This is a genomic window from Acinetobacter sp. TAC-1, from assembly GCF_029025845.1.
Lineage (GTDB): Bacteria > Pseudomonadota > Gammaproteobacteria > Pseudomonadales > Moraxellaceae > Acinetobacter > Acinetobacter guillouiae.
In genome coordinates this window covers 3,516,080-3,529,672 of sequence record NZ_CP118892.1, presented here as the reverse complement: position 1 = coordinate 3,529,672, position 13,593 = coordinate 3,516,080, and the positions used below count along the sequence as shown (strand labels likewise).

The window sequence follows — 13,593 nt, the reverse complement described above, 5'->3', positions numbered from 1 at the left end:
CACAACATGGATTTTATTATTCAGCAGTCTTTAAAACTGGTCGAAAGTGGATTGGTTCCAGATCAGGCGATACGTGCAGCGATACGGAGCTTAAGTAAAAAGCGCTTAATTCAAGAAGGTCGTTATGATCCTGAACAGGGCAGCAAGCGTTATATGGATGTCCTCCGTATGCTAAAGCGCAGTGAAATTGCGATTGAAACTGATAAAGCCAACCAACAGCATTATGAGCTTCCCACTGAGTTTTTTCAGGCAGTACTGGGTAAACGCTTAAAATATAGTGCGAGTTTATTTAGCGATGCTCAAACGAGTTTGGACGAAGCTGAAGAGTTAGCCTTAGCAGGTTATTGTGAACGGGCACAATTAAAAGATGGTCAACACATTTTAGAAGTTGGTTGTGGTTGGGGATCTTTAAGTTTATGGATGGCAGAGCATTATCCAAATGCAAAGATAACTGTTGTATCGAACTCTTCAACGCAACGTGCCTATATTCAACAACAAGCCAAACAACGACAGTTCAATCATTTGACGGTCATCACTTGCGATGTCAATGTGCTAGAACTTGAAGGTGGCTCATTTGATCGCGTGGTGTCGGTGGAAATGTTTGAGCATGTGCGTAATTATCAAAAGCTATTTGAAAAAATAAATACCTGGCTTAAACCTGATGGATTATTGTGGTGTCATATTTTTTGCCATCGATTTTTGCATTATCCATTTGAAATTAAAAATGAATATGATTGGATGTCGAAATACTTTTTTAGTGGTGGATTGATGCCGTCTGCGTCAACTTTCTTACATTTTCAAGATCACTTGCAGTTAGAACAGCATTGGCAGTGGTCAGGTATGCAGTATGAAAGAACGGCCAATGCCTGGCTTGAAAATATGGATCGGAACCAACAACGTTTAAAACCATTATTTGAAAAGACCTATGGCAAAGATGCAGCAGCTTGGTGGCAACGTTGGCGAATCTTCTTTATGGCTTGTGCTGAACTGTTTGGTTTTGAACAAGGCCAAGAATGGGTCATTGGTCACTTTTTGTTTCATAAGAAAGCCGTATAATCTAAATTGAATCTGTTGTTCAGTGGGTCATACAAGGGATATATTTATGCTGAGGCTTTTTAAGAGCAACCGTGCTCATCCCTTGGGTGAAGTCTTTAATCGTTATTACTGGTTGCAAATTGGATTGATCGCTTTGTCGATTGTGATTGGTATTGCATGTAGTGCATGGGTGATTAAAGGCACATTATTGAAAACTGCGCTTGAACAGGAAATGGAGCATTATTGGATGCGTATAGAGCATAATCCAAATGCAGATTTGCCTGACACCAAAAATTTATATGGATATCGCTGGAATAATGTGACCCCCACTAGCTTTCAAAACATACATTTAAAACCAGGAGTTGGCCGTCATTTTGTGGATGGTAAAGAACGTATGACCGTCTATGGAGAGCGTAATGGACAGCATGTTCTTTTGGTTTTTGGTGAAAGTAATGTCAATAAACTGATATGGTTGTTTGGTTTAGCACCGTTAATGCTGAGTTTGTTTGTACTTTATAGTGTGTTGTGGTGGTGGAATCGGCGTGCGCGCCGTTATTTTTCTCCGATCACTCGACTTGCCAATGCTTTAGAAAACATCGATTGGGAACATCAGAACAAAGAAGCATCACCTTTTAAGGACATCAGTACTGATGCAAATATGGAAGCAGAATATTTAAAACAAGCATTAGAGAAATATCATCAGGTTTTGAATGAATTTATTAATCGTGAACGTGAGTTTAGCAGTGATGTCAGTCATGAACTACGGACACCTTTAACAGTTCTAAAAGGTAATGTTCAAATTTGCCAAGCCCGTTATGGTGATAACAAAGCCTTTATTCGTCTGGGTAATACCATTGAAGACATGCAGTTACTGGTTGATACCTTATTGGCAATTGCGCGTAATACCACCAATACGCTCACTCCAGAATATAGATCAATCTTCAATATATTACATGAATTACAAGTTGATTTAGAAAGTGTGGGTCAGGTCAAAGGAATACAGATTAATCTTCAACAAGATCCGAATGAACAGACACGGCTACTGTATCCATCTATGACAAAAATGGTTTTTGGTAATATTTTACGTAATGCCTTAAATTATTCTCAAGGTTCAGAAATTGATATTATTGTGCAAAAAAATAAGGTCCTGATTGCCGATAATGGTATAGGCATCAATTTACCCAATAACGTTAAAGTACGCGAGTTATCTTGCCCTCAATTAAAGTTACAAACCAAAGGGCATGGTATTGGACTACAATTAGTACAGAAATTGTCTAAGCAATTGGGTTGGCGTGTGGAGTTGTTTGATCGTCAATATTATTTAACTATTCACAATGATATTACTTTAATGCCTTCTACGGGATTAGTCGTGGTGGTTTATCTTAACTAAGTGAGTCTAGTTCAAGCGAAATTTTTAAGCCAACACCTGACACTGTATGAATCAATTTCTGATTAAAAGGCTTATCAACCATTTTACGTAAATTATAAATATGGCTGCGCAGTGCATCACTTTCAGGCTCTGTATCACCCCATAATTCTATTACAATTTCTTGTTTAGTAATGACTTTAGGTGAGTTTCTCATCAATAACTTCAAGAGCTTAAATTGAATTGGTGGAAGTTCAATATTTTGACCAGCACGGCTAATAGTTTGTCGTGCACTATCTAAAATTAGGTCGTGAATTTGTAATTGGCTATTAGAAACTTCACCCATTGATCTTTTAATCAAAGCCCGAACTCGCATAACCAATTCGTTAAAGTCGAATGGTTTGACCAAATAATCATCGGTACCTGAAGTAAAACCTTTCATTTTGTCATCTAAGGTATCACGTGCTGTGAGCATTAGTACAGGGATGTCTAAGCCTTGTTCTTTCCTTAACCAATGACAGAGATCGTAACCTGAGCCATCAGGTAAATTAATATCCAATAACAGAATGTGATAAGGATTGTGTTTTAATAAATTTCGAGCTGTGTCTAAATTACGGGCATGATCTATTACAAAACCATGTGTCTCTAAAAACTCACAGAGGGTAGATGCTAATTCGTAATGGTCTTCGACCATAAGGATAAAATGCTTTGTCATTACAATAACTTTATGTCGTTAATTTAAGAGCTGTTGTTTCAATTTAGCATTAAAAGGCTGTGAACCTAACCAAATTTTAAAATATTGATTGGCATGATCATTTTGGATATGACCTAATGTTTTCTGATTCAGTAAAAGTGTCAATGTGTGGGACGAATGGACGTAGCTTAAAGTGTATAAATCGCCATTTTTAACTGGTTTATAAAGCTGTGTAATTTGGTTCAGGGGAGATGTCTCTTTAAAATCAGGAATATTTTTCTTTAAAAAATGTGTGGCTGCACGTTTAAATGCCCATTCTGGGATATCTTGAGTATAAGAAAAATTCATTTGAATACTTTGCATATCCCAGGCTTTTTTACAAGACTCTGCAAAGTAGCTTACTTGACCGACTTGTTTTTTCCCGATTAAAAGGGCAGCTGTTGCACATTGTTGTACAGATGCAGCATGAATTGTTGACGTGCTGACGGATAAACCAGTCATACACGCAACACTTAAGATGATTTTTTGAATGCTAATAACCATGAATAAGCACCTCCTACATAAGGCAATTGACGATATAGGCCATTTGCAGGATCCCAAAAGTCTTGTTGAAAAATAATTTGATTATCTTTATTTACTTTAATTTCACTAATACCATATGACGCCATTTTTCTTTGCACACCAAAAATTTTGAACTCATAAGCCATATACCAATGTATATATGCAGAGTCTTGCTGATGGGTAGTATTTAATAATTTTACTTTGACATTGCTAACACGCTTATTCATACCTTTGAAATGTTCTAGTAAATTTTGTCGTGATGAGAACTGGGAAAGTGTGTCATTGATAAAAAGGTGCTCTGCATATAGAGAACTGGCTTTATTTATGAATTCTGGTGTACCTAAAGTATTGAAGGTAGATATGAAATGAGTGCCAATCTCTAATGCTTGGGTTTCTGTCAATGTCATACCCGTAATATTATTTCTGGCGGAACTATAATCTGAGGAATAACTTGGAATGCTTTTACATCCTGATAAACACATCAGTGCCAACATAGAGGCAAAGATTTTTTTTGGGTTTTTCATGATCATTATCCATTTTGAATTTTATTTAATACTGTAGATAAATCAGTGTGAACGAGATGTGAAGTTGGATAAAAAATTATCATTTTTGCCACATTAAAGTAGTCAGAGACATGTCTGAAAGCATTCCAGCACCACGAATATTTGTTATAGAACACCGCTTCCGCAAAATATTTAAAAGACCCTTAAATTGTTAAGGGTCTTTTTTTTGCTTTGATTTTATTTCACGTCTCCTATATAAACTTTGGATTGAAATAGAACAGATTAGATGATCATCATGTTGAATCTCTTTTCACAGGCGAGGGCAACAACCCAAAAATTTACATTCATTTATAATTATTCCATTTAAATTCAGCATTGATAAAATAAGTACGTTCCAGACCATTTAAACCACTATACGCAGCTCTATAGGTAGTATTGCCGAGGTTACGGATCCCTGCACTTAAATTGACATATTTATGATTAAAACCCGCATACAGGCTACCGATGGTATAGGAATCAAAGCCGCCTTTTTGTATGACTTGAGGTTCATTCAATACGGTCTGAATTTTGCCTTTGACCCATGGCTGTAATGGCAATTGGCTAAAGGTATATTTATAATGGCTGTTAATATCAATTGGATGTGCCGCAGCTTGCACAAAAACATCTTCAGAATCAATTTTATTAAAACTACCTGAAATACCAAAATCATGCACTTCATCCATATAATTGGCACTGAATTCCATACCCCAATTATTGACTTGGTCGGCATTATAATATCGGGTGGTGTCTTGGAAAAAGTCAGATTCACGATCATTAAAATCGCCTGTCGCTATATTGCATTTACCGATACGAATACAACTTTCCAAACCAGCCCGATCAATAACTCTACGATTGGTTTTCGTCCAAATATATTGGTCAAAGTCGCTATAAAACACACTGGTATTTAAGGCCCAATGATCATTGAGGTATTTCCAAGCCACTTCAGCATGGTAGCCTTCTTCAGGTTGTAAAGCTAAACCTCCACCCAAAAAGCCACCAAACGTATAGCGTTCATACAAATCAGGTGCGCGGAAAGTACGGCTGATGTTGGCAGAAATATTTTGAGTATCGGTGAGGTGATATTGTGCTCCAAGCGCCCATGTTGGCTCGAATATGGTTTTTTCAGGGGTAATTCCTGAAATACCGATGAGTTGCGAGGCAAGTTCAGCATTTGCGCCTGGCAGTAATTTTTGTCGGGTTGCCCAATAATTGGCGCGTACTCCTGCAAAACCTGTCCATGTGCCGAAGTCATATTCTAAATTGGTAAAACCTGCATAATAATCTTGTTCAGAATACACCGCAGTGACGGCTTTATCTAAAACAGCTTCCAGACCAAAACTGGCTTGTAATTGATGCCAGTTTAAAAATAGATTGGCGTTAAAATTATCACTGTCTAAGGTTTCGGTATAACCGCCTTCTTGTTGGCGTTCTAATAAGGACTGTTTGTTATATTTAAATGAGAAGTTATTAAAAATACCCAGATTGTCTTTACGATAAGTGATGGATTTTGATTCACGCTCTTTGCGTGCCAACAGCATCACCATTGCATCTTGCATGGTATTCCCATGCGCTGATGCAATATCTTTGCCGATCCATTGGTCATAATCGAGATCAATTTGGCTATCTGTAGCAAATTTTCCTGATAATTTGGCACTCAGTGATTCGGCGTCATAACCCAAATCTTTGACGGTTACTGTGCTATTCACTGCATTTAATGCATTGGTTTTACTAATCGCATATTTTTTATCAGCATCACCACGGACCCGATAGTCATTGGACGATTCTTTGGTATAAGTGACCTTTGCACCAAAATTATCCATGCCTGCGTTTAGACTGGTGGTCGAACTGGTTTTGTCATAACCCTCATCATAAGCGAATTTTTGACTGCCCCCTATGCCTTGACTCATTTGTACAGGTTTGGTCTTGACGATAATGACACCCCCTGATGCACCTGGGTCGTAAATCACCGCAGGACTACCTTTTACCACTTCAATCATTTCAACGTTGTTAATATCCACCTGATTGATTTCACCAGAACCTGAATGGTCTAAACCTTGATTGGCGATTTTGATGCCATCAACAACACTGACCACGCGTTGCCCAGTCAGACCACGAATTTTTACATTTTTACCGAAAGCCCCAGTTTCGGTAATGGAAACACCCGGAATATCCCGAATCGCTTCTTTGACATCGGCTAAGCCTTCCTGCTGAATTTTTTCCTGACTGATGATCTGTTTGGAATAGGGTTTGTTAAACATTTCTTGTTGATTTTGTCGCTCTGCCTTGAGGACTTTTTCTGCTGTGACTTCAATGACAGGTAGTTTAGTGGGTTGTTCATCAATTATGTCGGTATCTTTATTATTTTCTGCTGCATAGAGATGATAGAAAGGAGAGTATCCACCAGCAATACACATGGTCAATAATAGATATCGTGGGAGAAAGGGAGGTGTGTTCATGACAGAAATCCAGTCAAAATAAACGCAGGATTGCTGCCCCATCTTAAGAATGGAAACAGCAACCCGATTGAATGAGTATGTATGGCCTAGTCAGTGATCCAAGAACCATTAATATGATTAACTTTTTTCAATGATTTTTCTTTTTCTGAGAAGCCACTAGTCAGTATAGGAACACCAGCATGACTACCTGTCATATGCAAGCCAAATAGACCACCAATCCCAGCCAAAGTGTTATTACCTGAAGCGTCGGCTGTGACATTGGTAATTCCACCCTCTAGATCCTTGATGTTACCCATGAGTTTGCCCGTGGTGGCATTGACAATGCTACCGACTGTGTCAGCTGTATCCGTTGCCTGATTGGCGCGTTTATTCCATAACAATACATTGCCTTCATAAACACCATTGGCACGGAATGCAGTGCGTTCAAAGTACATGCGGCCAAACGTTGGGGTGACGCTGGTTTTGCTGGCTGTTGGCGCATTGAGTGGTAATTTATAAACGTTATAAACACGGGTTTCTGTGGCAGTTGGATTGGTCTCATTGACATAGACATAATCACCTACGGCCACCGCAGGTACCCGCATTGAAGTAAAGTATGGAATATCCTGATCAATGACAGCATTATCCAATGCTGTTTTTGTGGTTGTGGTTGCTGTATTTAACCAGCCTTGTTGATAGTTAAGGTTCATCTTGTCTTTAGATGGCTTGGCCGCTTCGACAAATAAATAGCCATTTTTGACCGCAGTTAGGTTCAGATTATATGACAAAGCCACATTGCCTGAATTATTGGCTAAATCCGTACCAGTGCCATTATCATAAATTTTGCTTGCGCTGGTGCCTGTTAATTTAAGAATCTCGGCATTTTTATAGACATAGGCTTCACGAAATACTTGATGGGTGAACACGGCATTTTGTGTATCAAGGTTATAATTAATCAATAAATAACCAGTATTACCTTCTGCTAAATTATCGACTACATTTGGCATGTTAAAGAAATTACTAAAGATACCTGCGCCACCATGTCCGCCACCAAATTTAATTTGATGATGTTCAGGATTATAATTGGCAGGATATTCGGCACCTGTTACATTCACTATACTTTTTGCAGCCTTATCATAAGCATAAAGTGTTTTTACACCTTCTTTTGCCAAATAAATATGGGTATCGTTTTGTGCTAAGAAGTAGTATTGACCTGTCCCGCCACTAATATCAGTACAGGTGATTAAATCAACGGTACAGCTTTGTAAACGCGCAGCTTCATTACTTGCGGTTGGGTAGCTTCCTTTAACATAGGCAGCACTATAATTGACCAATACCGAATCAGTTTTACCTGTCGTGTTATTGACAACCGGCTTAATGGTACGACCTTGTGTTACTTTGCCATCTGATAAACGTACAGTGATATAGGCATTTTTAATATTGTCAGACAGTTCGCCTCTAAAAATATCAGGTAGTTTGGCAAACGTACGCAATTGCACATAGGAATTGTCAATATCTGTTTCATTGAGATACATGGTTTGTGTATCACCAATCGCGGTCATTCCTGCAGCTGTTAATGCAGCTGGTAATGATGTTTTACTAAAAATGGTGGCTTGACTGTTTGGATTGCTTGCATCAAAACGTTTCAGAATATTGTCGGTATAGAATGTATATTCAGTTGCTGTTGTTGTACCAGCTGGTGTGTAAGTTCGTTTTTCTTTAGATGCATTTGGGTCAAGGAAAATACCATATTCACGCTTTTTATAAACCGTTTTATCGCCATCTTTTGCAGCACTCATCACAAAGACACGATTACCTAAAATCACGTTGTTGATACTGCTGTAAGAGTCCTGTTTGTCATTATTAGGGTCATAACGGACAATTTGAGAGTTACCAGTATCTGGGTTGGTGACTTTGTAGAATTGATAATCAAACACCGATTCAACTTGAGTATTAATCGTAATGCTCAGATCTGTGCTAAGTGAACCATCACTGACACTTACTACAAGTGTATCTGCACCGACCACATTGCCTGCAATATAAGTGATCACACCTGTTTTACTGTCAATGCTTGCAGTGCCTAATTTTGGCGCTGTTTTAATGCTATAGGTAAGCGCGTTGTTTTCAGCATCTTTTGCCGTTACGCTAATTTTTTTACTGTCTAGGGTTTGTATGGTCACTGGGCTGATTGCATCAATTGTGGGTGCAGTATTGCTCGGCTTGCTGTCTCCACCACCACTACCACCGCCACCACAACCAGCAAGAATGGTACAGATTGAACTCGCAATCAGGGTTTTATGACCTATTTTCATTTTAGATAACAACATTGCTTTATCCTTTGCTTGATAAAAAAATGGACAATCATCGTGGCTAGAAAGGACAATGCTTTGTTGGCTATATGATAATGATAATTATTTACATTAAAATACTAATCTAATACAAAAACTGAGTCAATATAATATTTCTGTTTAGCATGTTGATATTTATTGTGAATTGATGAAATGTCTTTTAATTAGATTCGGGTGGTGCCCATTTTTTAAGCGTGGAAAATTTTTATTGCTGTCACACAAGTACTTTAAGATGAAGCGATATTTTGCAAGCCTTCACTCACAAAATATGTCCAATCTAGCTAATTTAAATTATTGTATAGTCACCAATTTTTTGACGACTTCTTCACCAACTTCACGTGGTGATTGAGGATTTTGACCTGTAATAATACGCTCATCGACAATCACATAAGAGGTAAATGGAAAAAATCCTTGAGAATATTTTGCACCTTTTGATTTCAACTGATTTTCAAGGAAAAAGGGCACTTGTTTTTTCATCCCTGAAAGCGATTCTTCACGATTTGAAAATCCTGTCACTTTACGATTTGCAATGAGCGCTTTGCCTTGTTCATCTTTTAGGGAAAGTATACCTGCCACACCATGACATACCGCAGATACCACACCACCTTGACGATAAATTTGTTCAGCCAGTGCGGTTAATTCAGAATTATTTGGAAAGTCCCACATCACACCATGACCACCAGTAAAATAAATTGCTTTATAGTCAGACGCTTTTACCTCAGTTGGCTGCAAGGTGTTATTTAACCGCAACATAAACGCAGGATCGGCTAAATAAGCGCGTGCTTGTTTATCCATATAGATCCATTTTTGACTACGCTCATCCAGTGGCACTGCACCCCCTTTAGGGCTAATAAAATCCATTTGGTAACCCGCTTTATACGCAACGTCATAGAAATGTGTGAGCTCAGTTACCCATAGCCCTGTAGTATCTTCACGTGAAGGGTATTTGTCATGATTGGTCATCACAACCAATATTTTTCCTTTAGATCCTGACGAAGATGGGTTCGAAATTGATTTTGAACTGCTGTTATCATTCGCAGATGTAAAAGGCACTGAAAATAATGCTGCTAAAACAACCAAAAACTGTTGAATTATACGATGCTTAATAACCCAAGTATTTGTCATCATGATTTCCTGTGAGTTGTTTCATGGTGAGTATAAAGTTGAAGTAAGCTTTAAGGTCAAGCCTGTTTTTTAATCTTTTGTCTATTTTAGATGAATGGCATTTTACCCATAAAGTGCTGACTCTGGGCGTCATTCAGCATTTGCTATAATTTGATCTTTTGCAAGTGCGATCAAATCTATATTCATCATTTTAAATTTGAGCTGCGGTTTTTTGTGCATGAATTTTAATCACAATTCAAATTGAATTAAAAAATAAATAAACCCTATTGACCTTAAAGTCCACTTTAAACATAGCATGAACTCAATGCTGAATTAGAGTGAAAGCGATGTTGAAATTTTTTAATTTAAATCGAACAACGCAAACGCTTTTTATAGGTTTGGCATTCGTACATTCTGCTTTTGCAGCAAATGATCTTACACCAAACAATTAGCTCAGTAACATCTCACATTCACCAGAGAATACAGCGATGCAAAATATAAATACTGTAATGACCAATCGAGTTAATGCAAAGCAACCAACCACTCAATATCCAAATGCAAAAGCGTTTGTAGAGGTTGAATTTGGACCGCATAAGGTACTGGTTCCTAAAGGTGGTTTTTATGACCGATTCCATATGCAACCAAATTTAGATGAAGTTGCAAAAGAATCTGGTATTGGCAATATAGATTTCTTTAGAAAGATTCCTAAGCAACTGGTTGAAACACGTATAGGCCAAGTGTGGTCGCCAAACTATTATTATAAAACCAGCAATGTTCAACTGTTGATGCTTGCACCATTAGACAAGTTAAAAGCAAAGTTGCCTACTAAAGTTGAACCCCTAAGCCCAATACCTGGTTATGGGTTGGTCTCACTTACTTTTTTTGCCTATGATGTCTGTGATAACGATCCTTATGATGAAGTATCTGTTGCTGTTGTGGTTCGCCGTCCTCATGCAAAAGGCGTCAATATTTCAGAGTTAATCAAATCTGCACGTACACTCGATTATTATGGTTATGTCCTTGCACTACCTGTCGATACTGAAATTGCACGTGTACGTGGTGTTTATGGTTATGATTTACCCAAGTGGCTCACTGCAATTGATTTAAAAATAGCTGATCAGGTCCAAGCGCATTTGTATGATACTCAAGGCAATCTCGACATCAGCCTATCTGCGCCAACACCAAAACTTAAAACTGTAAAAAATCAATCACAGCAAGAAAAGAAAACCATGCTGAATCAGGTTGATGGTATTTGGTATCGTTCATATGTTCAGGCAAATAACCAAAAATTTGCTCAAAAGTTATTTCCAAAACATGTTGAGTTAAATCGTTATGGTGGCCCAGTCAGTCAATTATTGGATCAACTCGGTGCTAAAAAAATCTTACGAATGGATGTGATCAAAGATGCTCAGTTGGCACTGCATATGCCAACACCGATTGTTGAATGGAATTAATAAATAAAAATAAAGCGTGATGATTTTACATCACGTTTTTTTCATAGCGAAAATATCAATTTCTTGTCCTTTTTCGTTAAATTTATGATCTTTATTCAGTTTGTCGTTGTCTTTAATTGAGTTAAAAGCACAATCAAAATCCCTATAAATTAATCATGATGAAAAAATAATATGTCCTTAATAGAGGATCGTTAATCCTGAAGAATTTTAATTTCCTCTGTGGAGTTTATGCCATTGTCGATGATAGGCCTTTATGGATGATATATAGCTTGGGTTTGTGCAATAAAAGCGAGTTGGACAAGGGCGTGGTTAAGATGAAAATAATGATTGAATTTAGCCATTAAATTACTGATAATAATTATCATTCGCTTAAATAAACTTTTTCCATGTCTGCGTCGCTTCCCAATCATGATATTGCTCAACTTTATCAAGAACATCATTCTTGGGTATATGCATGGCTATATAAAAAGTTAGGCAATAGCTCTGATGCAGCTGATTTGGCACAAGATACTTTCTTAAGAGTGATGGCACGACGACAGCAAATTGAATTATTGCAACCACGTGCTTATTTGACCACTGTAGCCAAAGGCTTGATGATCAATTGGATTCAACGTAAGCATATTGAGCGGGCATATTTAGACGTGTTGGCGCTACAACCTGAACTCGAAGAAATCTCTCCAGAACAGCACTGTTTGATTATTGAAAGTTTGCTTGAAGTGACACAATTGTTAGAGCAACTGCCTGCGGTGGTACGCGATACTTTTCTCTATGCACAGCTTGAAGGGCTGAAATACGATGAGATTGCAGTCAAATTGGATATTTCCCTAAGTTCAGTCAAACGCTATATGAAAAAAGCGTATGTACATTGTCTGTCTGCGATGCTGGACGACTAAGCCAATGTCAAAGCAGAATGAATCTGAACAACAACACAATCAAAAATCAGACTCAAAACAAGATCAACAACAGAAGCAACAAATTTTAAATGAAGCGGCTGATTGGTGTATGCGTTTAAACCAAGGCGAGTTGAGTCCGCAAGAATTACAGCAATTACAGATCTGGCAGCAACAAAGTTCAGTGCATGCCAAAGTTTGGCAAAAAATGCAGCAACTGCATCATACTTTTGATCAACTGCCAACAGAAGTAGCACGGCCTATTTTAAAGCAAAGCATATCATCTTCATGGAGAAAACGCCGTCATTACATGTGGGTTTTGGCTGGTCTATCGTTACTGTATTTAGGCTATAGCTTAAATCAGCAGCAACAATGGACGGCAGACTATCGTACAAAAGTGGGTGAAATTGAAAAAATTAAACTCCCCGATGGTGGTGAGCTGTATTTAGACAGCGCATCGGCAATTGATCTGGACTATAGTGCTAAGCAACGTAATGTCGTATTAAGAAAAGGTCAGATCTGGATTAAAACTGCGAAAGATCAACAGCAACGCCCATTCTTTGTGCAAACCCAACATGGGCAAATGCAGGCTTTGGGTACTGAATTTTCAGTAGAGCTTGATCCAAAGCAGTCTTGGGTATTCGTCGAGCAAGGTGCGGTGAAATTACAACCGCAACGTCATCCAACTCAGACGGTGATTGTTGCGGCGGGTCAGCAAAGTCATTTGAATCGCGAGCAGGCCGCCGAGGTTACAAGTGCTGATCTTACACGCAACAGTTGGACGCAGGGCTGGATGATCGTGAATGATCTGCCATTGTCTGAATTCGTTCAGCGTATAGGAAAATATCAAAAAGGTTATATTGCTTTAGATGATGATATTGCTCAGATTAAAATATCAGGGACTTATCCAATCAATGATTTGCCAACGCTATATAGCATGTTGGCTGTCACCTATAAGTTAGACATCAATCGCTATGCACAGGGCTATTGGGTCAGTATTGGTGAAAAAAAATAATTTAAGGCTGACACTTTTTTAAAACTCAACTGGCAAGGCTAATAAGAGAACTCATTGGTATTCAATAGGGGGTTATGGTGTCTCTAGCATTGCAACACGCAAAAAATTTGAAAAAACCGAAGCCATATAAAATAAGCCGCGAGAAAAAA

General features: G+C 38.2%; 11 protein-coding genes. 5 read left to right on the top strand and 6 right to left on the bottom strand.

Annotated features, from left to right (window positions below):
• The first annotated feature begins 6 nt into the window (after window positions 1–6).
• The gene (locus PYV58_RS16360; RefSeq protein ID WP_004819750.1) at window positions 7–1,056 is read left to right on the top strand and encodes a cyclopropane-fatty-acyl-phospholipid synthase family protein; all 1,050 of its coding nucleotides are present in this window, start codon (window positions 7–9) and stop codon (window positions 1,054–1,056) included.
• Window positions 1,057–1,102: 46 nt separating this feature from the next.
• Window positions 1,103–2,425 carry a HAMP domain-containing sensor histidine kinase gene (locus PYV58_RS16355; protein ID WP_004819752.1) on the top strand — a complete coding sequence of 441 codons (1,323 nt, stop codon included), beginning with the start codon at window positions 1,103–1,105 and terminating at the stop codon, window positions 2,423–2,425.
• Here PYV58_RS16355 and PYV58_RS16350 read toward each other — a convergent pair.
• The 6 genes from PYV58_RS16350 to PYV58_RS16325 all read right to left on the bottom strand — a co-directional run bounded on the left by PYV58_RS16350 (window position 2,418) and on the right by PYV58_RS16325 (window position 10,106).
• Window positions 2,418–3,116: a response regulator transcription factor gene (locus PYV58_RS16350; RefSeq protein WP_034617843.1), complete on the bottom strand. Its 699-nt coding sequence runs from the start codon at window positions 3,114–3,116 to the stop codon at window positions 2,418–2,420. The two genes, PYV58_RS16355 and PYV58_RS16350, sit on opposite strands and share 8 nt — an antisense overlap.
• A gap of 18 nt (window positions 3,117–3,134) precedes the next feature.
• Window positions 3,135–3,638, bottom strand: a complete 504-nt coding sequence (locus PYV58_RS16345; RefSeq protein WP_004819755.1) for a chalcone isomerase family protein — start codon at window positions 3,636–3,638, stop codon at window positions 3,135–3,137.
• Window positions 3,608–4,180, bottom strand: coding sequence for a hypothetical protein (locus PYV58_RS16340; protein WP_004819758.1), 573 nt, complete (start codon window positions 4,178–4,180; stop codon window positions 3,608–3,610). Before PYV58_RS16340 ends, PYV58_RS16345 begins: the two co-directional genes overlap by 31 nt.
• A gap of 323 nt (window positions 4,181–4,503) precedes the next feature.
• Window positions 4,504–6,654, bottom strand: coding sequence for a TonB-dependent receptor (locus PYV58_RS16335; protein ID WP_034615899.1), 2,151 nt, complete (start codon window positions 6,652–6,654; stop codon window positions 4,504–4,506).
• Between the two features lie 86 nt (window positions 6,655–6,740).
• Complete coding sequence (locus PYV58_RS16330; RefSeq protein ID WP_034615901.1) at window positions 6,741–8,960, bottom strand: Ig-like domain-containing protein; 2,220 nt, start codon at window positions 8,958–8,960, stop codon at window positions 6,741–6,743.
• A 312-nt stretch (window positions 8,961–9,272) separates the two neighbouring features.
• Window positions 9,273–10,106 carry a type 1 glutamine amidotransferase domain-containing protein gene (locus PYV58_RS16325; RefSeq protein ID WP_034615903.1) on the bottom strand — a complete coding sequence of 278 codons (834 nt, stop codon included), beginning with the start codon at window positions 10,104–10,106 and terminating at the stop codon, window positions 9,273–9,275.
• A gap of 488 nt (window positions 10,107–10,594) precedes the next feature.
• Here PYV58_RS16325 and PYV58_RS16320 point away from each other — a divergent pair, with 488 nt between their 5' ends.
• The 3 genes from PYV58_RS16320 (at window position 10,595) to PYV58_RS16310 (ending at window position 13,444) form a co-directional block, all read left to right on the top strand.
• Entirely contained in the window at window positions 10,595–11,539 is a 945-nt protein-coding gene (locus tag PYV58_RS16320; RefSeq protein ID WP_227504261.1) for an acetoacetate decarboxylase, read from the top strand.
• Between the two features lie 386 nt (window positions 11,540–11,925).
• Window positions 11,926–12,432, top strand: coding sequence for a sigma-70 family RNA polymerase sigma factor (locus PYV58_RS16315; protein WP_034615906.1), 507 nt, complete (start codon window positions 11,926–11,928; stop codon window positions 12,430–12,432).
• A 4-nt stretch (window positions 12,433–12,436) separates the two neighbouring features.
• The gene (locus PYV58_RS16310; RefSeq protein WP_034615908.1) at window positions 12,437–13,444 is read left to right on the top strand and encodes a FecR domain-containing protein; all 1,008 of its coding nucleotides are present in this window, start codon (window positions 12,437–12,439) and stop codon (window positions 13,442–13,444) included.
• The last annotated feature ends 149 nt before the right edge of the window (window positions 13,445–13,593 follow it).